We start from the raw sequence: 25,489 nt of genomic DNA on the forward strand, positions 1-25,489 counted from the left end.
CCCATGGCGAAGAGCATCGTCGGCCTGGACATCGCGGCCGCCTCGATCCGCGCGGTCGAGGTCGCCTCGGCCGACCGCGGCCGTCCGACCGTCGTCCGGTTCGCCGAGGTCCCCACGCCGGAAGGATCGGTGAGCCGGGGTGAGGTCCTCGAGGCGAACACGGTGGCCGGCGCGTTGAAGCAGTTGTGGTCCCTCGGCAAGTTCCGCTCCCGGGACGTCGTGCTCGGCATGGGGAACCAGCGTGTGCTGTCGCGTGACCTGACCGTGCCGCTCGCGCCCATCGAGCAGATCCGCGAGTCGTTGCCGTTCCAGGTCCAGGACATGCTCCCCGTGCCGGTCATCGACGCGATCCTCGACTTCTACCCGACCTCCGAGGGGATGGGGGAGAACGGACCGGTCGTCCGGGGTCTGCTCATCGCCGCGATCAAGGACGCCGTGCTGGCGAACGTCAAAGCGGTGCAACTCGCGGGCCTGAACCCGGCGGGCGTCGACCTGATCCCGTTCGCCTTGACCCGCGCCCTCGTCTCACGACCGGGTCTGGTCGGGACGGTGGCGCTCATCGAGATCGGGGCCGACACGACGAGCGTCGTCATCGCGACGGACGGCGTCCCGCAGTTCGTGCGCATCATCCCAGCAGGCGGTGCCGACGTCACACGCGCCCTCAGCGGACAGCTCGACATCGCGGCGGACGACGCCGAGGCGGTCAAGCGCCACCTCGGGATCGCGGCCGTCGCCCAGACCGCGGACGACCGTCGCGCGATCGCGGTCACGCACGAGACGATCACCGAGGTCCTCGCGAGCCTCCGTAACACGATCAACTACTTCGTCAACACCCACCCGGACCAACCCGTCGGCCACATCCTCATCGCAGGCGGAGGCGCGCGGATGCGCGGCTTCCGGGAGGCACTCGCCGACTACACCCGGATCCCCGTGTCGTACGGGCAGGCGTTCGGCGGAGTGGCGCTCGCCGGATCGATCTCGGAGCAGGACGTCGCAGAGCGCGGCGACGCGATCACGGTGGCCTTCGGGCTCGCCGTCGGAAGCAGGGCAGCATGAGCAAGGTCGAGGCGGACATCCGCAAGGAGCAGAAGCAGCGCACCTCGGTGATCGGCGGCGCCAAGGCGCCGCGCACCGGCAAGCAGTCCCGGGTCAAGGGCGGTACCGCGACGACGGGAGGCTCGGCGGCGCCGGCGACGCGGGCGGCGGTCGCGTCCTCCCTCGTCGGCCGTGAGCCCCGTGTCGACCTCCTGCCCACCGAGGTGCACCTCGACCGACGCGAGCGCGCGGTCGCGCGACGCGCGTGGCTCGGTGTCGTCGTGCTCGCCGTCGTGGTGCTCCTCGTCGCGGGCGGAGCGACGGTCGATGCCATCCGGTCGCGAACCGATCTCGCGACCGCTCAGAACGAGACGACCTCACTCCTCCTCGAGCAGCAGAAGTACGCCGAGGTCCGCACGCTCGAGGGGCAGATCGCACTGCTCGAAGCGGGTCAGACCGTCGGCGGATCGACCGAGATCGACTGGTCCTCGATGCTCGGGAACCTCGCGTCGTACCTCCCGAGCGGCGTCACGATCACGAGCATGACGATCACGTCGGCGAACGCGACGGCGCCGTTCGCGCAGAGCACCTCGCCACTCGACGGGTCGCGGGTCGCAGCCATCCAGGTCTCGGTGTCGAGCACCTCCGTGCCGTCGGTCCCGGACTGGACCGACCGGCTCTCGAAGCTCAAGGGCTACGTCGACTCCTCGATCGGGTCGATCGACCACGCGTCCGACGGCGACGCGTACACGGCGTCCATCTCGGTCGACCTGGACGAGAAGGCCTACGACGGCAAGTACACGGGGAGCAACCGATGAACAAGCACAAGCTCTCACTCGTCCTCGCGGGCGTCGCCGCGCTCGTGATCATCGCCGGTGGCTGGTTCCTCGGGGTGCAGCCGCAGCTCGCGACCGCGTCCGCGAACGACCTCCAGCGCGAGAGCATCGACGAGACGAACGCCTCGAACCGTGCGGAGCTGACGCGCCTCGAGGAGCAGTACCAGAAGCTCGGCACGATGAAGACGACGTTCGCCGACCTCCAGGAATCGGTCCCTGCGAAGGCCGACACCACGGGCTTCACGCGTGAGATCAACACCGCCGCGACCACGAGCGGCGTCGGGATCTCCTCGGTGCAGTTCGACACCCCCGTCGCGTACGCGCCGCCGGCCGCCGCCGGGGCCGGTGCCACCACGACGGGCACGAGCACCGGTTCGCCGACGGCCAGCGCGTCGGCCACCCCGTCACCGAGCGCGACGGCGACGGCGGCCCCCGCGGCCGCACCAGCGGCGACGCCCGCCCCTGGCGGCCCCACGACCGACTCGTCGATCACGAGTGCGGACTTCACGGTCGTCCCCGTGACGGTCGCGGTGACGGGTTCGTACCAGCAGGCGCTCGCCTTCACCAAGGCCCTGCAGAACGGGTCCCGGCTGTTCCTCGTCGACACCGTCTCACAGTCCCTCTCGGACACCTCGAGCGGCGGGTCCGGCGGGCAGAACTGGTCGCTCGGTGGCGAGATCTACGTCCTCAAGGCGTCGTCCGCGTCCTCGTCGTCGACCGATGCCACCTCGACACAGGCGGCTGGGTGAATCGAGCGGCGGCCTGACCTCCCCTCGCCCCCGGCACTACGCTCGTCCCATGTCCCGGTGGCTCCTCGCGACGATGACGACGGTGCTGTTCTTCGCGCTCGTCATCGCGGTCACGGGGTTCGAGAGCCTGTTCTCCGGCCTCGAGGTCATCCGCCAACCCGACGCCACCCCGTACCTCGGCCCGGCGATGGTGACGGGCGTCGCGATCGTGGTGTTCGCAGGCACGGCGGTGGGCGCGCGGAGCGGCAGTCCGGCGATGTCCGGGCTGGTGTGTGCGGCCACGGCGTACCTCGTCATGCTCGGCGTCGGGTCGGTCGGCTACGCGTTGGTCCACGGTGACGCCGCGCAGCTCGTGGTGTTCCCCGCCGGCTACGCGCTCGGCCCCTTCGTCGTGGGCACGGTCGTCATCGCGCTCGTGGTCGTGATCGCGGCGGTGCTCCTGGCCCGCCACGAGGACCGCCGCCGCCAGGAGGGCGGGCCCGGCTTCGGTACCGGGCGGTCGTGACGACCGAGGAGGCCGCCGCCGCCCACACCGTCCCGCCCGTCCCGATCCCCGGTGCCATGACGGCCGCTCCGGTCGGCCTCGCCCGGGAGCGCTCGTTCTCGGCGACGTTCGCGAGTCCGGCCGGACCGGGCAACGCGAGTGCGGGTCCGGTTCGCGTTCCCCGCGGACGGTGTCGTCACGGGCGTCACGGACGCGGGAGCGGTGTGCCGACCGACGGTGACGAACGGCACCGACGCGGGCACGGCCTCCTGAGCGGGATTGACCGCCTCTGTCACGCCGAGTAATCTTGTTCCGGTGTGCGCCGACAGCGGCGTGCCCGGAAGTCCGAACGCTCACGGAGCGGTACAGGACATGTCCGTCCCAGGCGGTACCGCGAGAGCGGTCGCCCGCCGTGGTCCGACGTTGGAATCGTCGGCCCGGTGTCGGGGTTGTACGGGAAGCGACACGGATCACCGTGTCGGGCGCCGTCCGGCCGCGGGACGAGGAAGCCGACGGATCACGTCGGCCAGGGAATCGAGCAGGAACCAGGAGCAGCAGTTGCCTACGATTCAGCAGCTGGTTCGCAAGGGCCGCGCGCCGAAGGTCGTCAAGACCAAGGCGCCCGCCCTCAAGGCGAACCCCCAGCAGCGTGGTGTGTGCACCCGCGTCTACACCACCACCCCGAAGAAGCCGAACTCGGCACTGCGCAAGGTCGCTCGTGTCAAGCTCTCGAACGGCACCGAGGTCACCGCGTACATCCCCGGTGAGGGCCACAACCTCCAGGAGCACTCGATGGTGCTCGTCCGTGGTGGTCGTGTGAAGGACCTCCCCGGTGTCCGCTACAAGATCGTCCGTGGTGCGCTCGACACCCAGGCCGTCAAGAACCGTAAGCAGGCCCGCAGCCGCTACGGCGCGAAGAAGGGTTGAGATAGATGCCTCGTAAGGGACCCGCCCCCAAGCGCCCCGTCGTCGCCGATCCGGTCTACGGCGCTCCGGTTGTCAGCCAGCTCGTCAACAAGATCCTGCTCGACGGCAAGAAGGGCCTCGCCGAGCGCATCGTCTACGGTGCACTCGAAGGCGTCGCCGCCAAGAACCAGCAGGACGCCGTCGCGACGCTCAAGAAGGCCCTCGACAACGTCCGCCCGACCCTCGAGGTCCGCAGCCGCCGCGTCGGTGGTTCGACCTACCAGGTGCCGGTCGAGGTCAAGCCGCACCGTGCGAACACGCTCGCGCTCCGCTGGCTCACCTCGTACGCCAAGGCCCGTCGCGAGAAGACGATGACCGAGCGTCTCATGAACGAGATCCTCGACGCGTCGAACGGTCTGGGTGCCGCGGTCAAGCGCCGCGAGGACACCCACAAGATGGCCGAGTCGAACAAGGCCTTCGCGCACTACCGCTGGTAACACTCCCGGCCCCATCGGGGGTGCCGGCGACATGATCCCGGCGCCCCCATGGGCGCTGTCGACTCCCACAACTACTCGGAGGAACCCTGTGGCACAGGACGTGCTCACCGACCTGAACAAGGTCCGCAACATCGGCATCATGGCGCACATCGATGCCGGCAAGACCACCACCACCGAGCGCATCCTGTTCTACACGGGCATCACCCACAAGATCGGGGAGGTCCACGACGGGGCCGCCACGATGGACTGGATGGCGCAGGAGCAGGAGCGCGGCATCACGATCACGTCGGCCGCGACGACGTGCTTCTGGAACAAGAACCAGATCAACATCATCGACACGCCTGGTCACGTCGACTTCACCGTCGAGGTGGAGCGTTCGCTCCGCGTCCTCGACGGCGCCGTCGCCGTGTTCGACGGCAAGGAGGGCGTCGAGCCCCAGTCGGAGACCGTCTGGCGTCAGGCCGACAAGTACGACGTGCCCCGCATCTGCTTCGTCAACAAGATGGACAAGCTCGGCGCGGACTTCTACTTCACGGTGGACACGATCATCAACCGCCTCGGCGCGGAGCCGCTCGTGATCCAGCTCCCGATCGGTGCCGAGAGCACGTTCGAGGGTGTCGTGGACCTCGTCGAGATGCGGGCGCTCACCTGGCGCGGTGACGCCAAGGGTGACGTCCAGATGGGCGCGCACTACGAGATCGAGGAGATCCCGGCCGACCTCAAGGACAAGGCCGACGAGTACCGCGCGAAGCTGATCGAGCGCGTCGCCGAGACCGACGACGCCCTGCTCGAGAAGTACTTCGGTGGCGAGGACCTCTCCGTCGACGAGATCAAGGGCGCCATCCGCAAGCTCACGGTCAACAGCGAGGTCTACCCGGTCCTCTGTGGTTCGGCGTTCAAGAACCGCGGTGTGCAGCCGATGCTCGACGCGGTCATCGACTACCTGCCGAGCCCGCTCGACGTCCCGGCGGTCGAGGGCCACGACGTGAAGAACGAGGAGACCATCCTCACCCGTCACGCCGACTCGACCGAGCCCTTCTCCGCCCTCGCGTTCAAGGTCGCGGTGCACCCGTTCTTCGGTCGCCTCACCTACGTCCGCGTGTACTCGGGCTCCATCGAGTCCGGGTCGCAGGTCATCAACTCGACCAAGGGCAAGAAGGAGCGCATCGGCAAGATCTTCCAGATGCACTCCAACAAGGAGAACCCGGTCGACAGCGTGACCGCGGGCCACATCTACGCGGTGATCGGCCTCAAGGACACGACGACCGGTGACACCCTGTGCGACCCGGACAACCAGATCGTCCTCGAGTCGATGACGTTCCCGGAGCCGGTCATCGAGGTCGCGATCGAGCCGAAGACCAAGCAGGACCAGGAGAAGCTCTCCACCGCCATTCAGAAGCTGGCGGAGGAGGACCCGACGTTCCGGGTCGAGCTCAACGCGGAGACCGGTCAGACGGTCATCAAGGGCATGGGCGAGCTCCACCTCGACATCCTCGTCGACCGCATGAAGCGCGAGTTCAAGGTCGAGGCGAACGTCGGCAAGCCGCAGGTCGCGTACCGCGAGACCCTGCGCAAGCCGGTCGAGCGGTACGACTACACCCACAAGAAGCAGACCGGTGGTTCCGGCCAGTTCGCGAAGGTGCAGATCGCGCTCGAGCCGATGGAGGTCACGGCCGAGAAGGTCTACGAGTTCGAGAACAAGGTCACGGGTGGCCGCGTTCCCCGCGAGTACATCCCCTCGGTCGACGCCGGCATCCAGGACGCCATGCAGGTCGGCATCCTCGCGGGCTTCCCGACGGTCGGCGTCAAGGCGACGCTCCTCGACGGTGCCGCGCACGACGTCGACTCGTCCGAGATGGCGTTCAAGATCGCCGGTTCGATGGCCTACAAGGAGGCTGCGCGCAAGGCGAACCCCGTCCTGCTCGAGCCGCTCATGGCCGTCGAGGTCCGCACCCCCGAGGAGTACATGGGCGACGTCATCGGCGACCTGAACTCCCGTCGTGGGCAGATCTCGTCGATGGAGGACGCCTCGGGCGTCAAGGTGGTCCGCGCGAGCGTGCCGCTGTCCGAGATGTTCGGCTACGTCGGCGACCTCCGGTCGAAGACGTCGGGCCGCGCCGTCTACTCGATGGTGTTCGACTCCTACGCCGAGGTCCCCCGGGCCGTGGCGGACGAGATCGTGCAGAAGAGCAAGGGGGAGTGACGCCCTCGGCGTGACTCCCCAGGCGAGGGGGTCGGCAGCGGCCCCCTCGCCACCAAGTACAGTAGTTCCACACCAACACGCAGCGCCGCCGGACGTGAACCGGGGGTCCTGCATCCGAGTCCTGAGGAGGACCCACAGTGGCTAAGGCCAAGTTCGAGCGGACCAAGCCGCACGTCAACATCGGAACCATCGGGCACGTCGACCACGGCAAGACGACGCTCACCGCGGCGATCACCAAGGTCCTGCACGACAAGTACCCGGAGCTGAACACGGCCTCGGCGTTCGACCAGATCGACAACGCGCCTGAGGAGAAGCAGCGCGGTATCACGATCAACATCTCGCACGTCGAGTACCAGACCGAGAAGCGCCACTACGCGCACGTCGACGCCCCGGGCCACGCGGACTACGTGAAGAACATGATCACGGGTGCGGCGCAGATGGACGGCGCGATCCTCGTGGTCGCCGCCACCGACGGCCCGATGCCGCAGACGCGTGAGCACGTGCTGCTCGCCCGTCAGGTCGGTGTCCCCTACATCGTCGTGGCCCTCAACAAGGCCGACATGGTGGACGACGAGGAGATCCTGGAGCTCGTCGAGCTCGAGGTCCGCGAGCTCCTCTCGAGCCAGGAGTTCGACGGCGACAACGCCCCGATCGTCCGCGTCTCGGCGCTCCAGGCGCTCGAGGGTGACGAGAAGTGGGCCGCGACGGTCGCCGACCTCATGGACGCCGTCGACGAGAACGTGCCGGACCCGGTGCGCGCCACCGACCAGCCGTTCCTGATGCCGATCGAGGACGTCTTCACGATCACCGGTCGTGGCACCGTCGTCACCGGTCGTGTCGAGCGTGGCACGCTCAAGGTGAACGAGGAGGTCGAGATCGTCGGCATCCGCGCGACGCAGAAGACCACCGTCACGGGCATCGAGATGTTCCGCAAGCTGCTCGACTCCGCCGAGGCCGGTGACAACACGGGTCTGCTCCTCCGCGGCACCAAGCGCGAGGACGTCGAGCGCGGCCAGGTCGTCGTGAAGCCGGGTTCGGTCACGCCGCACACCGAGTTCTCCGCGAACGTCTACATCCTGTCGAAGGACGAGGGTGGTCGTCACAACCCGTTCTACGGGAACTACCGCCCGCAGTTCTACTTCCGCACCACGGACGTCACCGGCGTCATCACGCTGCCCGAGGGCACCGAGATGGTCATGCCCGGCGACACCACCTCCATCACGGTCGAGCTGATCCAGCCGATCGCCATGGAGGAGGGCCTCCGCTTCGCCATCCGTGAGGGTGGTCGTACGGTCGGCGCCGGTACGGTCGAGAAGATCATCAAGTAACTCCGGTTGCTGCGACAAGGGGTCGGACCTTCGGGTCCGGCCCCTTTCGTCGTTCCCGGACGGGACGTGGTGTCCCCGGGCGGGACGTGGTGTCCCCGGGCGGGACGTGGCGTCCCCGGGGGCGTGACGTGGCGGTCCCTGGGCGGGACGTGGCGTCCCTGGGCATGACGGGGCGGGACGAGGCAGGGCGCGACGTGCGCGAGCCCACCGCGAGCCGGGAGGACCGTGGGCACCTCGGTGGGTCATCGGCGGGGATGCCGGTGTTGACTGGTCGCATGACACGTCTGCGCCGTTCGAGGACGACGGGACGCGGATTCCACCGGGTCCGATCCGGCAAGGGGTTCTCCTACCGCGATCCCGACGGTGGTACCGTCCACGACGCCGACCTCCGCCACCGGTTCGACGAGCTGGTGATCCCGCCCGCGTGGAACGACGTGTGGATCTCGCCGTACGAGAACGGACACATCCTCGCGACGGGCATCGACGGCGCCGGTCGGCGCCAGTACATGTACCACCCGGGTTGGCGCGAGCGGATGGACAAGATCAAGTACGACCGGGCGCTCGCCCTCGCCGAGTCGCTCCCGTCCGCTCGACGGATGGTGACCATGGACCTCCGCCGACCGGACCCGGACCTCCGACGTGCGCAGGCCGCGGCCTTCCGGATGCTCGACCAGGGGTCGCTCCGGGTCGGCTCGGAGCGGTACGCGCTCGAGCACGGGAGCCACGGCCTGTCGACGCTGCTGTGTTCCCACGCGCACATCTCGGGCGACGACATCGAGCTCGGGTTCCCGGGCAAGAGCGGGCAGGAGTGGTCGTCCACCATCCACGACCACGACCTCGCGCGGGTGCTCGTCGGCATGAAGCGTCGGGGCGGGAACGCGCGACTGCTCTCGTTCCGCGACGAGCCCGGTGCCGAGTGGCGTCCGCTGTCGGCCGAGCTCATCAACGAGTACGTCAAGGAGCGCGCCGGCGACGACTTCACGGCGAAGGACTTCCGGACGCTGCACGGTACGGTCGCCGCGGCAGTGGACCTGGCGAAGACGGGGCCCCAGTCGTCCGACGCCAAGCGCAAGAAGGCGATATCGCATGCGGTGAAGGCCGCGTCCGACGTGCTCGGCAACACCCCGACCGTGGCGCGGCAGAGCTACATCGACCCGCGCGTGATCGACGCGTACAACCACGGCGAGACGATCGATCCCGCCCGGTTGGCCTCTGCGGAGTCCGAGGTCCGCGCGCTGCTCTACCGCGACTGAATGACGTACCGTTGATGCACGTGCCGACCGTTCGGGCGTCGGCACGGAGAGGCCAGCGTGACCGACGAGTGCATCCACGGTTTCCCCGTCCAGCTCTGTGACATCTGCACCCCACGGCAGCGGGCGGAACCGGTCGTCGCACCGACCCGCGCCCCGCGGCGTGCCCGTCCGGTCTCGCTCCGGTCGGACGGTCCGTCGGACGCGCCCCGGGCCTCCCGGAGTGCGACCCGGACCGCGGCCCCGGTGGCGGCGGAGCCCCAGGTCCGCCCGTTCGCGTCGATGCGCGCGCACCACTGGACCCATCGCGACAACCTCGCGGCCATCGTCGCCGAGGGTGCGCTGCTGGCCGCGTCGTCGGTGGTCCCCGAGTTCGACGTCAGCGCGGCGGAGGTCCGCGCGGCCCGAGCGGCCGCGGCCACCCCGGACGGCGGGTCCGTCGCGGACCACGTCCCCTTCGTGCTCACCCCGGAGGCCCTGACCTGGCAGTCGCTGCGCACCGGCGCCGAGGACGACCGGTGGTCCGACGCGGCACGTCGCAGTCGTCCGGTCGACTACGCCATGCTGGTCGTGCCGACCGTCGCGTTCGGGGCGTCGGTCATCGTGACGGATCTCGACGCGGAGGACCCCGCGGCGCGCTCGGCCGTCGGCCCGGAGGCCGCGGGCACCCTGCTCCGACGCGCTTCGCTCCAGGACCCCGAGTTGCAGCGCGTCGAGCTGCTGGCGGGTCCGCGTGTGCCGTTCTCGGCTGTCGCGGTCGTCGGCGTGCCGAACGACCGCGTCCGCGACGACGTCCGCTCGGTCCTGGCGGAGGCCGGCGGCCACGCCCCGCGCGTCGCGGTGTTCCCGCCCTGGTTCCGTCCGACCGTCTGACGTCCGGCGGGCGGTCGCCGGACTCCCGACGGGAGGCCCGTCACCAGGTCGCCCCGGACCGCCCGTCCGCCGCTCCTCGAGCCCCCCGACGGCGTGGATCGCACGCGACACGCCCGGGTTGCACGAGTGCGGAGGACATGCGAGACTTGTCCGGTTCCAAATTCCGCGGACACACGTGTCCGCCGGGTCACTGCCCAGGCAGTGCACAGGCCCCGCCCTCCGGGTGGCTGCGCCTGGGCCGCAGGCAGCAAGAACACCACATCGACTCCACACCTGGAACGCACGGGACACCCGTGTGCTCCGCGGAGGCGATACGGGTCCGACCGGAACGGTCGAAATTCCCCTCCTGCGGAGTGGGTTCTCGACCGGCCCGGGAGGGCAGTTGACAGGAGAACAGCGGTCATGGCCGGCGGGAGTGATCCCGACGGTGACGTGCCGGTGATCTAGGCAAACAGCCTGCCCGACGAGGCAGGCGGCGTCAGGCGGCCCACGCGGTGCGCGGCGCAGAGAGGAACGAGAGAGACATGGCGGGACAGAAGATCCGCATCCGGCTCAAGTCGTACGACCACGAGGTCATCGACACGTCGGCCCGGAAGATCGTCGACACGGTGACCCGTGCCGGTGCGACCGTGGTCGGCCCGGTGCCGCTCCCCACCGAGAAGAACGTGGTCGTCGTGATCCGTTCTCCCCACAAGTACAAGGACTCGCGCGAGCACTTCGAGAAGCGCACGCACAAGCGGGTCATCGACATCATCGACCCGACGCCGAAGGCCGTCGACTCGCTCATGCGTCTCGACCTGCCCGCCGACGTCAACATCGAGATCAAGCTGTAAGGGGGCGACAACGATGGCCATCGCAACCAAGACCGTCAAGGGCCTGCTCGGCAAGAAGCTCGGCATGACCCAGGTGTGGGACGAGAACAACAAGCTCATCCCCGTCACCGTCGTCGAGATCACCCCGAACGTCGTGACCCAGATCCGCACCGCCGAGAAGGACGGCTACCAGGCCGTCCAGATCGCCGCTGGCGCGATCGACCCCCGCAAGGTCAACAAGCCCTCCGCCGGGCACTTCGAGGCCGCCGGTGTCACGCCGCGCCGCCACCTCACCGAGATCCGCACCGCTGACGCCGGCGAGTACGCGCTCGGCCAGGAGCTCGCCGTCGACATGTTCGAGGCCGGCCAGAAGGTCGACGTCGTCGGCACCAGCAAGGGCAAGGGCTTCGCCGGTGTCATGAAGCGCCACAACTTCAAGGGTGTCTCCGCCTCGCACGGTGCGCACCGCAACCACCGCAAGCCCGGTTCGATCGGTGCTTCGTCGACCCCGTCGCGCGTCTTCAAGGGCATGCGCATGGCCGGTCGCATGGGTGGGGAGCGCGTCACCGTCCTCAACCTCACGGTGCACGCCGTCGACGCCGAGAAGAACCTGCTGCTCGTCAAGGGCGCGGTCCCCGGTGCTCGCGGTCGCATCGTCTTCGTCCGCACCGCCGTGAAGGGTAAGTGAGCATGGCCACCACGACTGCAACCACGATCGACGTGCTCGACGCGTCGGGCGCCCAGGCCGGCACGGTCGAGCTCCCCGCCGAGATCTTCGACGTCGAGACCAACGTCCCGCTGATCCACCAGGTCGTCGTCGCGCAGCTCGCCGCCGCGCGTCAGGGCACCCACAAGACCAAGCGCCGCGGCGAGGTCTCCGGTGCCGGCCGCAAGCCCTTCAAGCAGAAGGGCACCGGCCGCGCGCGTCAGGGCTCGATCCGCGCCCCGCAGATGACCGGCGGTGGGATCGTCCACGGACCCGTGCCGCGCGACTACGCGCAGCGCACCCCCAAGAAGATGATCGCCAAGGCGCTGCTCGGTTCGCTCTCGGACCGCGCTCGCGGTGGGCGGATCCACGCGGTCGAGGCCTTCCTCGACGCCGAGGTCCCCTCGACCAAGAGCGTCCGCACGCTCCTCGCGAAGATCGCCCCGTCGAAGCACGTCCTCGTCGTGCTCGAGTCGACGGACGAGGTCGCGCTCAAGAGCGTCCGGAACCTGCCCAACGTCCACGCGCTCACGTACGGCCAGCTGAACGCCTACGACGTCCTCGTGAGCGACGACGTGGTCTTCAGCAAGAGCGCCCTCGACGCCTTCGTCGCGTCGAAGACCGCGAAGGAGAACAACGCATGAGCGGCTTCAACAAGGACCCGCGCGACATCATCATCGCGCCGGTCGTGTCGGAGAAGAGCTACGGCCTCATCGACCAGGGCAAGTACACGTTCCTCGTGGACCCGCGCGCGAACAAGACCGAGATCAAGCTCGCCATCGAGAAGATCTTCGACGTCAAGGTCGCGGGCATCAACACCCTGAACCGTCCGGGCAAGACCCGTCGTACGCGGTTCGGCATCGGCAAGCGCAAGGACACCAAGCGCGCCATCGTCACGCTCAAGTCCGGTTCGATCGACATCTTCACGGCTGTCGGCTGAGGACCGGAAGGGATACATCATGGCTATTCGTAACTACAAGCCCACGACCCCGGGTCGTCGCGGCTCCTCCGTCGCCGACTTCGCCGAGATCACGCGTTCGACCCCGGAGAAGTCGCTCCTGCGTCCGCTCCCGAAGACCGGTGGCCGCAACAGCTCCGGCCGGATCACGACGCGTCACATCGGTGGTGGCCACAAGCGCCAGTACCGGGTCATCGACTTCCGTCGGAACGACAAGGACGGCGTCGACGCCAAGGTCGCGCACATCGAGTACGACCCGAACCGCACCGCGCGCATCGCGCTGCTGCACTTCGTGGACGGCACCAAGCGCTACATCCTCGCGCCGAACCGCCTGAAGCAGGGCGACGTCGTCGAGTCGGGTGCCGGCGCCGACATCAAGCCGGGCAACAACCTGCCGCTCCGCAACATCCCCGTCGGTACGGTCGTGCACGCGATCGAGCTCCGTCCGGGTGGTGGCGCCAAGCTCGCCCGTTCCGCGGGTGCCTCGGTGCGCCTCGTGGCGAAGGACGGCCCCTACGCGCAGCTCCGCCTGCCGTCGGGCGAGGTCCGCAACGTCGACGCCCGCTGCCGCGCGACGATCGGCGAGGTCGGCAACGCCGAGCAGTCGAACATCAACTGGGGCAAGGCCGGCCGCATGCGCTGGAAGGGCGTCCGCCCGACCGTGCGTGGTGTCGCGATGAACCCGATCGACCACCCGCACGGTGGTGGTGAGGGCAAGACCTCCGGTGGTCGCCACCCGGTCAGCCCGTGGGGCCAGCCGGAGGGCCGGACGCGCAAGCCGAACAAGCCGAGCGACCAGCTCATCGTCCGTCGCCGCACCGCCGGTAAGAAGCGCAAGTAGGAGTTGTAGAAGATGCCACGCAGTCTGAAGAAGGGCCCCTTCGTCGACGAGCACCTGCTTCGCAAGGTGGTCGTCCAGAACGAGGCCAACACGAAGAACGTGATCCGCACGTGGTCGCGTCGCTCGATGATCGTTCCGAACATGCTCGGGCACACGATCGCCGTGCACGACGGCCGCAAGCACATCCCGGTGTTCGTCACCGAGTCGATGGTCGGTCACAAGCTCGGCGAGTTCGCGCCGACCCGCACCTTCCGTGGTCACGTGAAGGACGACAAGAAGGGCCGTCGCCGCTAACGCGGGGACGCTGAAGGAGGAACGAAATGGTGGAGTCGATCGCACGCGTGCGACACATCCGCGTCACGCCTCAGAAGGCCCGTCGCGTCATCGAGCTGATCCGCGGCAAGCAGGCCCACGAGGCCCTCGCCATCCTGAAGTTCGCCCCGCAGGGCGCTTCCGAGCCGGTCTACAAGCTGGTCGCCTCGGCGATCGCGAACGCCCGGGTCAAGGCGGACCAGACGAACAGCTTCCTCGACGAGCGCGACCTCTACGTGAGCCGCGTCTTCGTCGACGAGGGCACGACCCTGAAGCGGTTCCAGCCGCGTGCCCAGGGGCGAGCCTTCCGCATCAACAAGCGCACCAGCCACATCACGGTCGTCCTCGCGACGCCGGACGAGGTCGAGGCGGCCGCTACCAGCAAGAAGGCGAGCAAGTAATGGGCCAGAAGGTCAACCCGTACGGCTTCCGTCTCGGGATCACGACGGACCACGTGTCGCACTGGTTCTCGGACAGCACCAAGAAGGGCCAGCGGTACAGCGACTACGTCGCCGAGGACGTCCGCATCCGTCAGATGCTGACCAAGTCCCTCGACCGCGCCGGCGTCGCCCGCATCGAGCTCGAGCGCACCCGTGACCGCGTCCGCGTGGACATCCACACGGCCCGTCCTGGCATCGTCATCGGCCGCCGTGGCGCCGAGGCCGAGCGCATCCGCGGCGACCTCGAGAAGCTCACGGGCAAGCAGATCCAGCTGAACATCCTCGAGGTCAAGAACCCCGAGACCGAGGCGCAGCTCGTCGCCCAGGGCATCGCGGAGCAGCTCAGCGCTCGTGTCGCGTTCCGTCGCGCCATGCGCAAGGGCCTCCAGGGCGCCCAGCGCGCTGGCGCCAAGGGCGTCCGGATCCAGGTGTCGGGTCGTCTCGGCGGCGCCGAGATGAGCCGTTCGGAGTTCTACCGCGAGGGCCGCGTGCCCCTGCACACGCTCCGCGCCAACATCGACTACGGCTTCTACGAGGCCCGCACGACCTTCGGTCGGATCGGTGTGAAGGTCTGGATCTACAAGGGCGACATCACCAACAAGGAGCTCGCTCGCGAGCAGGCGAACCAGCGTTCGTCGCGCCCCGAGCGTCGTGACGGCGGCCGTGGCGGTCGTGGCGGCCGTGACGGCGCCCCCCGCGGCGACCGTCGCGAGCAGCAGGCTCCGCAGGAGGCGCCGGCCGGCGCAGGAGTTGAGGCGTAACCATGCTTATCCCCCGTCGAGTCAAGCACCGCAAGCAGCACCACCCCACGCGTCGCGGCCAGGCGACCGGCGGCACCAAGGTGTCGTTCGGTGACTTCGGTATCCAGGCCCTGACCCCCGCCTACGTGACGAACCGCCAGATCGAGTCCGCTCGTATCGCCATGACGCGTCACATCAAGCGTGGCGGCAAGGTGTGGATCAACATCTACCCGGACCGTCCGCTCACGAAGAAGCCCGCCGAGACCCGCATGGGTTCCGGTAAGGGTTCGCCCGAGTGGTGGGTCGCGAACGTCAAGCCGGGACGCGTGCTCTTCGAGCTCTCCGGCGTGAGCGAGGACATCGCCCGCGAGGCGATGACCCGTGCAATCCACAAGCTGCCCCTCAAGGCACGCATCATCAAGCGCGAGGAGGGCGACGCATAATGGCGATCGGTTCCAAGGAGCTCCGTCCGTCGGAGCTCGACACCTTCGAGGACGAGCGTCTCGCTGACGAGCTGAAGAAGGCCAAGGAAGAGCTGTTCAACCTGCGCTTCCAGTCGGCCACCGGCCAGCTCGAGAGCCACGGCCGCCTCCGTGCCGTCAAGCGCGACATCGCCCGCATCTACACGGTGCTGCGCGAGCGCGAGCTCGGCATCCGTGCCACCCCGACCCCGGTCGAGGCGAGCACCACCACGACCAAGAAGTCGTCCCGCAAGAAGGCCGACGCGGCCGAGGCCACGACGACCGACACCGCTGCATCGACCAGCACCGAGGAGAAGTGATGGCCACCGAGAAGCAGGCCACCGAGGTCGACGCCGCGACTACCGCGCGCGGCTACCGCAAGACGCGTCGTGGCTACGTCACGAGCGACAAGATGGACAAGACGATCGTCGTCGAGGTCGAGGACCGCGTGAAGCACCCCCTCTACGGCAAGGTCATCCGTCGCACCTCCAAGGTGAAGGCCCACGACGAGCAGGGCACCGCCGGCATCGGCGACCTGGTCCTCATCAGCGAGACCCGTCCCCTCAGCGCCACCAAGCGCTGGCGCCTGGTCGAGATCCTCGAGAAGGCCAAGTAAGCCCCCGGGCCTACTTGCGGAATAGGAGACAGCAGTGATTCAGCAGGAATCCCGCCTGAAGGTCGCCGACAACACCGGAGCCAAGGAGATCCTGGCCATCCGCGTGCTCGGTGGCTCGGGTCGTCGCTATGCCGGCCTCGGTGACGTGATCGTCGCGACCGTGAAGGACGCGATCCCGGGCGGCAACGTCAAGAAGGGTGACGTCGTCAAGGCCGTCATCGTTCGCACCAAGAAGGAGACCCGTCGTCAGGACGGCTCCTACATCAAGTTCGACGAGAACGCCGCGGTGATCCTCAAGGCGGACGGCGACCCCCGGGGCACCCGCATCTTCGGGCCGGTCGGTCGCGAGCTCCGCGACAAGAAGTTCATGAAGATCATCTCGCTGGCACCGGAGGTCATCTAGTCATGGCGAACATCAAGAAGGGCGACCTGGTCCAGGTGATCTCGGGCCCGTCGCAGGCGCGCGGCGGCGACCGCGGCAAGCAGGGCAAGGTCATCGAGGTGCTCCCCGACGAGCAGCGTGTCGTCGTCGAGGGCGTGAACTTCGTCAAGAAGCACGTCCGCGTCGGTCAGACCCAGCGCGGCTCGAAGACCGGTGGCATCGAGACCCACGAGGCACCGATCCACGTGTCCAACGTGGCCGTGGTCGACCCGAAGACCAAGAAGCCGACCCGTGTCGGTCACCGCACCGAGACGGTCGAGAAGGACGGCGTCACCAAGACCGTCCGCGTCCGTTACGCCAAGAAGTCGGGGGAGGACCTCTGATGAGCGACACCACTACGGCGCCGGCCGAGGCCGCGTCCAGCGAGAAGGTCCAGCCGCGGCTGAAGCAGAAGTACAAGAACGAGATCGCCGCGGCGCTCACCGAGCAGTTCGGCTACACGAACGTCCACCAGGTCCCCGGCCTGGTCAAGGTCGTCGTGAACACCGGTGTCGGCGAGGCCGCTCGTGACTCGAAGGTCATCGACGGTGCGGTGCGCGACCTCACGGCCATCACCGGCCAGAAGCCGCAGGTCACGAAGGCCCGCAAGTCCATCGCGCAGTTCAAGCTGCGCGAGGGCCAGCCCATCGGCGCGCACGTCACCCTCCGCGGTGACCGCGCGTGGGAGTTCCTCGACCGCCTGCTGTCGCTGGCACTGCCCCGCATCCGCGACTTCCGCGGTCTGAGCGACCGCCAGTTCGACGGCAACGGCAACTACACCTTCGGTCTCACGGAGCAGAGCGTGTTCCACGAGATCGACCAGGACCGCATCGACCGCGTCCGTGGCTTCGACATCACCGTCGTCACCACGGCCAAGACGGACGACGAAGGCCGCGCGCTGCTCCGCCAGCTCGGCTTCCCGTTCCGTTCCACCGAGCAGACGGTCTAAGATCGTTCGGACGGCCGGGCCGGAGGGGCGCCCCCTCCGGCCCGCCGCACGAGCACCGAGACGTCGGGGAATCGCCCTGACGTCGCCCGATCACACAGGTCGGCATCCGTGGAACGGGTGTCGAAACCGGGTGAGAACAGGATGAACCAACCATGACGATGACCGATCCGGTCGCAGACATGCTGACGAGATTGCGCAACGCGAACTCGGCGCACCACGACGCCGTCTCGCTGCCCAGCTCGAAGCTGAAGACCCACATCGCCGAGATCCTCAAGCGCGAGGGTTACATCAGCGAGTGGCGTGTGGAGGATGCCCGCGTGGGGCAGACCCTCACCATCGACCTCAAGTACGGCCCCGAGCGCGAGCGCTCCATCGCCGGCATCAAGCGCGTCTCCAAGCCCGGTCTCCGGGTCTACGCCAAGTCGACGGAGATCCCCCAGGTCCTCGGTGGCCTCGGCGTGGCGATCCTGTCGACCTCCTCGGGTCTCCTCACGGACCGCGAGGCCGAGCAGAAGGGCGTGGGTGGGGAAGTCCTCGCCTACGTGTGGTGATCGACCATGTCTCGTATCGGACGTCTTCCCATCGACATCCCCGCTGGCGTCACCGTGACGGTCGACGGCGCGAACGTCGCCGTCAAGGGGCCGAAGGGTGAGCTCGCGCTCACCGTCGCCAGCCCCATCGCGGTCGCGATCGAGGACAACCAGATCCTCGTCACCCGTCCGGACGACGAGCGCACCTCGCGCTCGCTGCACGGCCTGACCCGGACGCTGATCGCCAACCAGATCACCGGCGTGACCCAGGGCTACTCCAAGGGCCTCGAGGTCGTCGGGACCGGCTACCGCGTCCAGGCACGCGGCACGAGCGTCGAGTTCGCACTCGGCTACTCGCACCCCATCACGGTCGAGCCGCCCGCGGGCATCAGCTTCACCGTCGAGGGCAACAACCGACTCACCGTGAACGGCATCGACAAGCAGGCCGTCGGTGAGGTCGCCGCAAACATCCGCAAGCTTCGCAAGCCCGAGCCGTACAAGGGCAAGGGCGTTCGCTACGCCGGCGAGGTCGTCCGCCGCAAGGCCGGAAAGTCAGGTAAGTGATCATGGCTCTCGGAACTCGAGGAGCGAGCAAGTCGGCCGCCAAGGCGCGCCGTCACACCCGCCTCCGCAAGAAGATCACCGGCACCGAGACGCGTCCGCGTCTGGTCGTCACCCGCTCGTCGCGTCACGTGTTCGTGCAGGTCATCGACGACACCAAGGGCCACACCGTCGCCAGCGCGTCGACCATGGAGGCGGACCTCCGCAGCCTGGACGGCGACAAGACCGCGAAGTCGCGTCGCGTCGGCGAGCTCGTCGCCGAGCGCGCGAAGGCCGCGGGTGTCGAGGCGGTCGTGTTCGACCGCGGTGGCAGCAAGTACGCCGGTCGCGTCGCCGCGATCGCCGAAGGCGCCCGTGAAGGAGGGCTGAACCTGTGAGCGACACCGCGAGCAGCACCAATCAGGAAGCACCGGTCGAGAAGCCGGTCGAGACCGCAGCCGGCTCCGCGTCGGCGAACCGCGAGAACACGGGCCCCGAGCGCGGACGCCGTGGTGGGGGTCGTGACCGCCAGCAGGGTGGTCGCGGCGACCGCAACAACCGCGCCGCCGAGAGCCAGTTCCTCGAGCGCGTCGTGACGATCAACCGTGTGTCGAAGGTCGTCAAGGGCGGTCGTCGCTTCAGCTTCACCGCGCTCGTCGTGGTGGGTGACGGCAACGGACTCGTCGGCGTCGGCTACGGCAAGGCCCGCGAGGTCCCGACCGCGATCTCCAAGGGCGTCGAGGAGGCGAAGAAGAACTTCTTCCGCGTCCCGCGCGTCGGCAACACGATCCCGCACCCCGTGCAGGGTGAGGCCGCCGCTGGCGTCGTGCTCCTCCGCCCGGCCGCTGCCGGTACCGGCGTCATCGCCGGTGGTCCGGTGCGCGCCGTCCTGGAGTGCGCCGGCATCCACGACGTCCTGAGCAAGTCGCTCGGGTCGTCCAACACCATCAACATCGTGCACGCCACCGTCACGGCGCTGCAGCAGCTCGAGGAGCCCCGTGCGGTCGCCAGCCGCCGTGGCCTCGACGTCGACCGGGTCGTCCCGGGTCGTCTGCTGCGTGCCGAGGCCGCGGCCCGCACGGCTGCGACCGAGAAGGCAGGTGCCTGATGGCCGGCAAGATCAAGGTCACCCAGATCAAGTCCGTTATCAGCGAGAAGCAGTACCAGCGCGAGACCCTGCGCAGCCTGGGCCTCAAGCGCATCGGCCAGTCGGTCGAGCGTGAGGACAACGCCCAGAACCGCGGGTACGTCGCGACGGTCGCGCACCTCGTGAAGGTCGAGGAGATCAACGCATGAGCGACGAAACCCCCAAGGCCGGACAGGCCGGCAACACCGAGGGCCGCGTGCAGGTCCTCAAGGTCCACCACCTCCGTCCCGCTGCTGGCTCGAAGAAGGACCGGACCCGCGTCGGACGCGGTGAGGGCTCGAAGGGCAAGACGGCCGGACGTGGCACCAAGGGCACGAAGGCCCGCTACTCGGTCAAGGCCGGGTTCGAGGGTGGGCAGATGCCGCTGCACATGCGCACCCCGAAGCTCCGCGGGTTCAAGAACCCGTTCCGCGTGGAGTACCAGGTCGTGAACCTCGACAAGCTCGGCGAGCTCTACCCGCAGGGCGGTGACGTCACCGTGAGTGACCTCGTCGCCAAGGGTGCGGTCCGTAAGAACGAGAAGGTCAAGGTCCTCGGCCAGGGCGACATCAGCGTGGCGCTCAACATCACGGTCGACAAGGTCTCCGGCTCCGCCGAGGAGAAGATCGTGGCGGCGGGCGGCACCGTCTCCAAGTAGTACCTGACCGGCGGTCCGAGCACAGCTCGGGCCGCCGGTTCGGCATCGCTTGACGCGATCCGAGATGCTCGGGTCGCACTGAACGAAGTACGGAGAACTCGTGTTCAGAGCGGTCGCGCGGATCTTGCGCACCCCCGACCTTCGCAAGAAGATCGGCTTCACCCTCGCGATCATCGCGCTGTTCCGCCTGGGGTCCTACATCCCCGCGCCGTTCGTCGACTACGCCAGCGTGCAGTCGTGCCTCGCGAGCGCTTCATCCCAGGGGAGCCTGTACGGGCTCGTGAACCTGTTCTCCGGCGGCGCGCTGCTGAAGCTCTCGGTCTTCGCGCTCGGCATCATGCCGTACATCACGTCGTCGATCATCGTGCAGCTGCTGCGCGTCGTGATCCCGCACTTCGACGCCCTCTACAAGGAGGGCCAGGCGGGTCAGGCCAAGCTGACGCAGTACACGCGGTACCTCACGATCGCGCTCGGGGTCCTGCAGTCGACGACGCTCATCACGGTCGCGCGCTCGGGTGCCCTCTTCGGCACCTCGGCGTCGACCTCCTGCACGTCGATCATCTCGAACGACAGCTGGTACGCGATCCTCCTCATGGTGGTCACGCTGACGGCTGGCACCGGACTCATCATGTGGATGGGCGAGCTCGTCACCGAGCGCGGCGTCGGCAACGGTATGTCGCTCCTCATCTTCACGTCCATCGCGGCCCAGTTCCCGACCGCGCTCTGGGCCATCGAGCAGTCGCAGTCCTTCGAGCTCTTCCTCTTCGTGATCCTCGTCGGACTCGTGATCATGATGGCGGTCGTGTTCGTCGAGCAGTCGCAGCGCCGGATCCCGGTGCAGTACGCCAAGCGCATGGTCGGGCGTCGCACCTACGGTGGCAACAACACGTACATCCCGATCAAGGTGAACATGGCCGGTGTCGTGCCCGTCATCTTCGCGTCGTCGCTGCTCTACCTGCCGGCGCTGGTCGCACAGTTCAACCAGAAGTCCGACGGGACCGAGCCCGCGGCGTGGGTCACCTGGATCCAGAACAACCTGACCTCGGGCGACAACGCCTTCTACATGGTCCTCTACTTCCTCCTCATCGTCGGGTTCACGTACTTCTACGTCGCGATCACGTTCAACCCGGAAGAAGTCGCCGACAACATGAAGAAGTACGGCGGGTTCATCCCGGGGATCCGTGCCGGGCGTCCGACGGCGGAGTACCTCGACTACGTGCTCACACGGGTCACGCTCCCCGGCGCTCTCTACCTCGGCATCATCGCGCTCATCCCGCTCGCGGCACTCGCCTGGTTCGGCGCCAACCAGAACTTCCCGTTCGGTGGTGCCAGCCTGCTGATCATCGTCGGTGTGGGCCTCGAGACCGTGAAGCAGATCGACTCGCAGCTGCAGCAGCGCCACTACGAGGGACTCCTCCGATGAGCGCGCGGCTGATCATCGTGGGCCCGCCTGGTGCGGGCAAGGGCACCCAGGCAGGGCGGATCGCCGAGGCCTTCGGGATCCCGGCGATCTCGACGGGCGACATCTTCCGGCAGAACGTCCGTGACGAGACGCCGCTGGGCATCAGGGTCAAGGCGATCCTGGACGCCGGCGACTACGTGCCCGACAGCCTCACGAACGAGCTCATCGCCGATCGGCTCCGTCAGCCGGACGCCGAGCCGGGGTTCCTGCTCGATGGCTACCCCCGGACGACGGCGCAGGTGGAGTTCCTCGACGGGTTCCTCGCCGAGCAGGGGCAGGCCCTGGACGCGGTGGTGCAGCTCGTCGCCGACCGGGACGCCTTGGTCGACCGGCTCCGCAGGCGTGCACTCGAGCAGGGTCGCAGCGACGACACCGAGGACGCCATCCGGCACCGGCAGGACGTCTACCTCGAGCAGACGGAGCCGATCGTTGCGGTGTACGCACAGCGGGGGCTCGTCATCGACGTCGACGGTCTCGGCGGTGTCGACGAGGTCGGTGACCGCATCGCCGACGCGCTCGCGACCCGCGGCCTCGGCCGCGCCGTCGCCTGACCGTGGCGCGGTTCCGCCGCCCGTCGCTCTACAAGTCGTCGGAGGAACTCCGGGCGATGGTCCGGCCGGGGCTCCTCACCGCCCAGGCACTGGACGCCGTCCGGTCGGCGCTGCGCGTCGGCATCACCACCGCTGACCTCGACGCGATCGCGGAGCGTGTCATCCTCGAGGGCGGTGGCGTCCCGAACTTCCAGCTGGTCCCCGGTTACCAGCACACCCTGTGCGTCTCCGTCAACGACGAGATCGTGCACGGCATCCCCGGCGAACGGGTGATCGAAGCCGGCGACATCGTGTCCATCGACGCGGGCGCCGAGGTTGACGGCTGGAACGGCGACAGCGCCGTGACGGTCGTCGTGCCCGGGGGAGACCCGGAGCGGGCCGCGGCACGGACGATGCTCGCCGACGTCACCGAGCGGTCGATGTGGCGGGGGATCGCGGCTCTCGCGACGGCACGGAACCTCAACGAGATCGGCGCGAGCATCGAGGACGCGATCGACGAGACCGGCGCCTGGGGCATCGTGGAGGACTTCACGGGTCACGGCATCGGTCGTTCGATGCACGAAGATCCGCCGGTGTTCAACTACCGGGTGCGGGGCGGGGGTCCCGCGGTCCGTCCGGGGCTCGCGGTGGCCATCGAGCCGATGGTGACCGCCGGCACGATCGACAGCAGCACCGATGCGGACGGCTGGACCGTCCGCACGCTCGACGGCTCGGACGCCGCGCACTGGGAGCACAGCGTGGCGGTGCACGAAAACGGCATCTGGGTGCTCACCGCACCGGACGGCGGTGCCGCCGCCCTGGCACCGCTCGGGGTGCAGCCGCAGCCCATCGCGTGATCCAGCGGAGCGCGTGATCCAGCGGAGCGCGTGAACCAGCGGAGCGCGTGAACCAGCCGCAGTGCGGGAACCAGCGGAGCGCGTGAGCCAGCGGGCGACGCGACGTCACAGGCAACTCGACGCCCCGGTTCGTCTCGCCCGAGGCGGGAGCACGTCACGCCTCCCGAGCCGGGCGGGCGGGCTGTGCCGCGCCTCCCGATCGTGCGGAAGTCAGCGGCGGACCGGCGGGCGGCCCGCCCGGCCTGCGACCGCTGTCAGTTGCCGACCGAGCAGGTCTGCTCGGCGGCCGACTGTCCGGTGATCGTCGAGGGCAGCGGCGTCGCCGTCGCGCTCGGCGTGCTCGATGCCGAACTGCTCGCCGAGGACCCGGAGGAGGGTGCACTCGACGTCCCGCTGCTCGACGTCCCGCTGCTCGACGACCCGGAGCTGCCGGTGCCGGAGGAAGACGCGCTGCCGGTCCCGCCCTCGGCCTCGGAGGCACGGCCGGTGCTCGAGTCGGTGAGGCTCGTCTTCGTGTCGTTCTGCAGCGCGACGTTGAGCGTGTGTGCGTCGCTCTGGGAGACGATCACGCGGTTCGCGTCGTAGGGATCGTCGGTCACCGGGTACTGGACGAACAGCATGTCCGCCGTGCTCATGCTCTTGAGGGTCGTGGCGAGTGACACGAGCGTCTGGGCCGAGGCGAGACCGTCGGACAAGGTCATGTTCGAGATCGCGGCGCGCGCGAGCTTGTACAGGGTCAGGGGATTCGACAGCGTGCCGTTCGAGGTCACCTTGCGGAGCAGGGCGGACAGGAACACCTGCTGGGAGCTGATGCGCGCGAGGTCGCTGCCGTCGCCGACGCCGTGGCGGGTCCGGAGGAACTGGAGGGCCTGCGTGCCCTGGAGCGTGTGCGTCCCGGCCGACAGATGGAGGCCCGTGTAGCTGTCGTTGATCGAGTTCGCGACGCAGACCGAGACGCCGCCGACCGCGTTCGACATCTCGATGACGCCGTCGAAGGTGATGAGACCGGCGTACGGGATGGACAGGCCGGTCAGGTTCTCGACGGTGTCCACGACGCACGAGACACCGCCGTTGCCGAGCGCCGTGTTGATCTGCGCAGCGGAGGACGCCGGGTAGGACGTCCCCGTGTCCGGGTTCGTGCAGGCGGGGAGGGGCACGACGAGATCGCGGGGGAAGCTCACGGCGGTGAGCTGCGTGTGGTCGGCGGAGATGTGGATGAGGATCGTGACGTCGTTCCGCGCACCCTCGGTGTCGAGCGACTCCGCCTTCTGCCCCACGCGGGTGTCGCTGCCGATGAGCAGGATGTTCGCCCCGCCCTTCATCGCCGTGATGGAGGTCTTGTTGGCGCTCGCCTGGTCGTCGTCGCTGAGCTTGACCGTCGAGACGGATCCCGTGAGCGTCACCGCGGCGAAGGCCGTGACGGCGACGCTGCTGACGAGGGCGACACTGAGCACGGACGCGATGACGGTGAGCAGGGTCCGCCAGGAGCTCGGACGACGGAGCCGTCCGTGCCGGGCGATGCCGGGGCGACCGCGACGGCGGCGCAGCGGGGCGTCGGACACGAGGTGGACTCCGTTCGGTGGGCGCATCAGCGCGGGGCGTGGGCGGCATCGCGGGTGGCGGAGCGTCGCCGGGCGGAGGTGCGCGGCGGCACTCCCGTGGAGAACCGTACGATGGCGCTCCTGTCGCACTCCTGGAAATCGCCGGAGAACCCCTGAAGAGGGGTCGCTGACGGCGCGATCGCGGGTCGCGAACAGGACGCGCCGAGACCGGGCCGGACTTGGCAATCGTCCCGCTACCACATAAGATCGATCTTTGGTGTGTCATGCCGTTCGGCGTGGCGCAGGTGACCGCTCCGGTGGTCACCGGTTCGGTCTGCACATCCTGCCAGACCGGGCGCCGAACCCGCAGACCGGTTCGGATCACTCCCAGCGACAGCAACCCAAGCGACAGTGAGGCTATGGCCAAGAAAGACGGCGTCATCGAGATCGAGGGCTCGGTGCTCGAGGCTCTGCCCAACGCGATGTTCCGCGTTGAGCTGACCAACGGACACAAGGTCCTCGCGCACATCTCGGGGAAGATGCGTCAGCACTACATCCGCATCCTCCCGGAGGACCGCGTGATCGTGGAGCTCAGCCCGTACGACCTCACTCGCGGCCGGATCGTCTACCGCTACAAGTGATCCTCGCCGGAAAGGAACGGCCCGACGGCCCCGTCGGGTACGAAGCCAGCGAGATCGAGGAATCGACATGAAGGTCAACCCCAGCGTCAAGCCCATCTGTGAGCACTGCAAGGTGATCCGCCGGAAGGGCCGCGTCATGGTGATCTGCAAGAGCAACCCGCGCCACAAGCAGCGCCAGGGCTAGTCC

Annotated in this window: 36 protein-coding genes; 35 read left to right on the forward strand and 1 reads right to left on the reverse strand. The window is 68.5% G+C overall.

Annotation, left to right across the window (positions count from 1 at the left end):
• Positions 1–3: 3 nt before the first annotated feature.
• The 33 genes from pilM to map all read left to right on the forward strand — a co-directional run bounded on the left by pilM (position 4) and on the right by map (position 23,120).
• Entirely contained in the window at positions 4–1,056 is a 1,053-nt protein-coding gene (gene pilM, locus DEI94_RS01295) for a type IV pilus assembly protein PilM (protein WP_111009871.1), read from the forward strand.
• On the forward strand, positions 1,053–1,853 hold the full coding sequence (locus DEI94_RS01300; RefSeq protein ID WP_111009870.1) for a hypothetical protein: 801 nt from the start codon (positions 1,053–1,055) through the stop codon (positions 1,851–1,853). Before pilM ends, DEI94_RS01300 begins: the two co-directional genes overlap by 4 nt.
• Positions 1,850–2,620, forward strand: a complete 771-nt coding sequence (locus DEI94_RS01305) for a hypothetical protein (protein WP_111009868.1) — start codon at positions 1,850–1,852, stop codon at positions 2,618–2,620. The genes DEI94_RS01300 and DEI94_RS01305 overlap by 4 nt, the downstream gene beginning before the upstream one ends.
• 49 nt (positions 2,621–2,669) lie before the next feature.
• Positions 2,670–3,125: a DUF6121 family protein gene (locus DEI94_RS01310; RefSeq protein WP_111009866.1), complete on the forward strand. Its 456-nt coding sequence runs from the start codon at positions 2,670–2,672 to the stop codon at positions 3,123–3,125.
• Between the two features lie 537 nt (positions 3,126–3,662).
• A complete protein-coding gene (gene rpsL / locus DEI94_RS01315; protein ID WP_111009864.1) occupies positions 3,663–4,031 on the forward strand; it encodes a 30S ribosomal protein S12 in 369 nt (122 codons plus the stop codon).
• Between the two features lie 5 nt (positions 4,032–4,036).
• Positions 4,037–4,507, forward strand: coding sequence for a 30S ribosomal protein S7 (gene rpsG, locus DEI94_RS01320; RefSeq protein ID WP_111009862.1), 471 nt, complete (start codon positions 4,037–4,039; stop codon positions 4,505–4,507).
• A gap of 88 nt (positions 4,508–4,595) precedes the next feature.
• Complete coding sequence (gene fusA / locus DEI94_RS01325; protein ID WP_111009860.1) at positions 4,596–6,710, forward strand: elongation factor G; 2,115 nt, start codon at positions 4,596–4,598, stop codon at positions 6,708–6,710.
• 137 nt (positions 6,711–6,847) lie between these two features.
• Complete coding sequence (gene tuf / locus DEI94_RS01330) at positions 6,848–8,038, forward strand: elongation factor Tu (RefSeq protein ID WP_111009858.1); 1,191 nt, start codon at positions 6,848–6,850, stop codon at positions 8,036–8,038.
• A 275-nt stretch (positions 8,039–8,313) separates the two neighbouring features.
• Positions 8,314–9,291, forward strand: a complete 978-nt coding sequence (locus tag DEI94_RS01335) for a DNA topoisomerase IB (protein ID WP_111009909.1) — start codon at positions 8,314–8,316, stop codon at positions 9,289–9,291.
• Positions 9,292–9,348: 57 nt separating this feature from the next.
• The gene (locus DEI94_RS01340; RefSeq protein ID WP_111027363.1) at positions 9,349–10,161 is read left to right on the forward strand and encodes a DarT ssDNA thymidine ADP-ribosyltransferase family protein; all 813 of its coding nucleotides are present in this window, start codon (positions 9,349–9,351) and stop codon (positions 10,159–10,161) included.
• Between the two features lie 524 nt (positions 10,162–10,685).
• Complete coding sequence (gene rpsJ / locus DEI94_RS01345) at positions 10,686–10,994, forward strand: 30S ribosomal protein S10 (protein WP_111009854.1); 309 nt, start codon at positions 10,686–10,688, stop codon at positions 10,992–10,994.
• A 13-nt stretch (positions 10,995–11,007) separates the two neighbouring features.
• Positions 11,008–11,661, forward strand: a complete 654-nt coding sequence (gene rplC, locus DEI94_RS01350) for a 50S ribosomal protein L3 (protein ID WP_111009852.1) — start codon at positions 11,008–11,010, stop codon at positions 11,659–11,661.
• A gap of 2 nt (positions 11,662–11,663) precedes the next feature.
• Entirely contained in the window at positions 11,664–12,323 is a 660-nt protein-coding gene (rplD, locus tag DEI94_RS01355; RefSeq protein WP_111009851.1) for a 50S ribosomal protein L4, read from the forward strand.
• Positions 12,320–12,619, forward strand: coding sequence for a 50S ribosomal protein L23 (gene rplW, locus DEI94_RS01360; protein ID WP_111009849.1), 300 nt, complete (start codon positions 12,320–12,322; stop codon positions 12,617–12,619). Before rplD ends, rplW begins: the two co-directional genes overlap by 4 nt.
• A 19-nt stretch (positions 12,620–12,638) precedes the next feature.
• Positions 12,639–13,478, forward strand: a complete 840-nt coding sequence (gene rplB / locus DEI94_RS01365; protein ID WP_111009847.1) for a 50S ribosomal protein L2 — start codon at positions 12,639–12,641, stop codon at positions 13,476–13,478.
• Positions 13,479–13,490: 12 nt separating this feature from the next.
• Positions 13,491–13,772 carry a 30S ribosomal protein S19 gene (gene rpsS / locus DEI94_RS01370; RefSeq protein ID WP_111009845.1) on the forward strand — a complete coding sequence of 94 codons (282 nt, stop codon included), beginning with the start codon at positions 13,491–13,493 and terminating at the stop codon, positions 13,770–13,772.
• 26 nt (positions 13,773–13,798) lie between these two features.
• Positions 13,799–14,191 carry a 50S ribosomal protein L22 gene (gene rplV / locus DEI94_RS01375; RefSeq protein WP_111009843.1) on the forward strand — a complete coding sequence of 131 codons (393 nt, stop codon included), beginning with the start codon at positions 13,799–13,801 and terminating at the stop codon, positions 14,189–14,191.
• The gene (rpsC, locus tag DEI94_RS01380) at positions 14,191–14,991 is read left to right on the forward strand and encodes a 30S ribosomal protein S3 (protein WP_111009841.1); all 801 of its coding nucleotides are present in this window, start codon (positions 14,191–14,193) and stop codon (positions 14,989–14,991) included. Before rplV ends, rpsC begins: the two co-directional genes overlap by 1 nt.
• A 2-nt stretch (positions 14,992–14,993) precedes the next feature.
• A complete protein-coding gene (gene rplP, locus DEI94_RS01385) occupies positions 14,994–15,413 on the forward strand; it encodes a 50S ribosomal protein L16 (RefSeq protein ID WP_111009840.1) in 420 nt (139 codons plus the stop codon).
• Complete coding sequence (gene rpmC / locus DEI94_RS01390) at positions 15,413–15,751, forward strand: 50S ribosomal protein L29 (protein WP_111009839.1); 339 nt, start codon at positions 15,413–15,415, stop codon at positions 15,749–15,751. Before rplP ends, rpmC begins: the two co-directional genes overlap by 1 nt.
• Positions 15,751–16,047, forward strand: coding sequence for a 30S ribosomal protein S17 (rpsQ, locus tag DEI94_RS01395; protein ID WP_111012128.1), 297 nt, complete (start codon positions 15,751–15,753; stop codon positions 16,045–16,047). Before rpmC ends, rpsQ begins: the two co-directional genes overlap by 1 nt.
• 34 nt (positions 16,048–16,081) lie before the next feature.
• The gene (gene rplN, locus DEI94_RS01400) at positions 16,082–16,450 is read left to right on the forward strand and encodes a 50S ribosomal protein L14 (RefSeq protein WP_066517778.1); all 369 of its coding nucleotides are present in this window, start codon (positions 16,082–16,084) and stop codon (positions 16,448–16,450) included.
• A 2-nt stretch (positions 16,451–16,452) separates the two neighbouring features.
• Positions 16,453–16,812 (forward strand): 50S ribosomal protein L24, encoded by a 360-nt coding sequence (rplX, locus tag DEI94_RS01405; protein ID WP_111009837.1) that lies wholly within the window; start codon positions 16,453–16,455, stop codon positions 16,810–16,812.
• Complete coding sequence (gene rplE, locus DEI94_RS01410; RefSeq protein ID WP_111009836.1) at positions 16,812–17,417, forward strand: 50S ribosomal protein L5; 606 nt, start codon at positions 16,812–16,814, stop codon at positions 17,415–17,417. The genes rplX and rplE overlap by 1 nt, the downstream gene beginning before the upstream one ends.
• Before the next feature lie 152 nt (positions 17,418–17,569).
• A complete protein-coding gene (rpsH, locus tag DEI94_RS01415) occupies positions 17,570–17,968 on the forward strand; it encodes a 30S ribosomal protein S8 (protein ID WP_111009835.1) in 399 nt (132 codons plus the stop codon).
• Positions 17,969–17,974: 6 nt separating this feature from the next.
• Positions 17,975–18,511, forward strand: coding sequence for a 50S ribosomal protein L6 (gene rplF, locus DEI94_RS01420; RefSeq protein ID WP_111009834.1), 537 nt, complete (start codon positions 17,975–17,977; stop codon positions 18,509–18,511).
• 2 nt (positions 18,512–18,513) lie between these two features.
• A complete protein-coding gene (gene rplR / locus DEI94_RS01425; protein ID WP_111012131.1) occupies positions 18,514–18,885 on the forward strand; it encodes a 50S ribosomal protein L18 in 372 nt (123 codons plus the stop codon).
• Complete coding sequence (gene rpsE / locus DEI94_RS01430) at positions 18,882–19,595, forward strand: 30S ribosomal protein S5 (RefSeq protein WP_111009832.1); 714 nt, start codon at positions 18,882–18,884, stop codon at positions 19,593–19,595. Before rplR ends, rpsE begins: the two co-directional genes overlap by 4 nt.
• A complete protein-coding gene (gene rpmD / locus DEI94_RS01435) occupies positions 19,595–19,783 on the forward strand; it encodes a 50S ribosomal protein L30 (protein WP_111009831.1) in 189 nt (62 codons plus the stop codon). Before rpsE ends, rpmD begins: the two co-directional genes overlap by 1 nt.
• Complete coding sequence (gene rplO, locus DEI94_RS01440) at positions 19,780–20,271, forward strand: 50S ribosomal protein L15 (protein WP_111009830.1); 492 nt, start codon at positions 19,780–19,782, stop codon at positions 20,269–20,271. The genes rpmD and rplO overlap by 4 nt, the downstream gene beginning before the upstream one ends.
• Positions 20,272–20,371: 100 nt before the next feature.
• Complete coding sequence (gene secY / locus DEI94_RS01445; RefSeq protein WP_111012132.1) at positions 20,372–21,694, forward strand: preprotein translocase subunit SecY; 1,323 nt, start codon at positions 20,372–20,374, stop codon at positions 21,692–21,694.
• Positions 21,691–22,284, forward strand: coding sequence for an adenylate kinase (locus DEI94_RS01450; RefSeq protein WP_181435195.1), 594 nt, complete (start codon positions 21,691–21,693; stop codon positions 22,282–22,284). Before secY ends, DEI94_RS01450 begins: the two co-directional genes overlap by 4 nt.
• 2 nt (positions 22,285–22,286) lie before the next feature.
• On the forward strand, positions 22,287–23,120 hold the full coding sequence (map, locus tag DEI94_RS01455) for a type I methionyl aminopeptidase (protein WP_111027362.1): 834 nt from the start codon (positions 22,287–22,289) through the stop codon (positions 23,118–23,120).
• Between the two features lie 254 nt (positions 23,121–23,374).
• Here map and DEI94_RS01460 read toward each other — a convergent pair whose 3' ends face one another.
• A complete protein-coding gene (locus tag DEI94_RS01460) occupies positions 23,375–24,682 on the reverse strand; it encodes an LCP family protein (RefSeq protein ID WP_258369894.1) in 1,308 nt (435 codons plus the stop codon).
• A 398-nt stretch (positions 24,683–25,080) separates the two neighbouring features.
• Here DEI94_RS01460 and infA point away from each other — a divergent pair, with 398 nt between their 5' ends.
• Both infA and rpmJ read left to right on the forward strand, forming a co-directional pair.
• The gene (infA, locus tag DEI94_RS01465; RefSeq protein WP_017885509.1) at positions 25,081–25,302 is read left to right on the forward strand and encodes a translation initiation factor IF-1; all 222 of its coding nucleotides are present in this window, start codon (positions 25,081–25,083) and stop codon (positions 25,300–25,302) included.
• A 67-nt stretch (positions 25,303–25,369) separates the two neighbouring features.
• Entirely contained in the window at positions 25,370–25,486 is a 117-nt protein-coding gene (rpmJ, locus tag DEI94_RS01470; protein ID WP_066517823.1) for a 50S ribosomal protein L36, read from the forward strand.
• Positions 25,487–25,489: the final 3 nt, after the last annotated feature.

This window comes from Curtobacterium sp. MCBD17_040, from assembly GCF_003234805.2.
Classification (GTDB): Bacteria; Actinomycetota; Actinomycetes; order Actinomycetales; family Microbacteriaceae; genus Curtobacterium.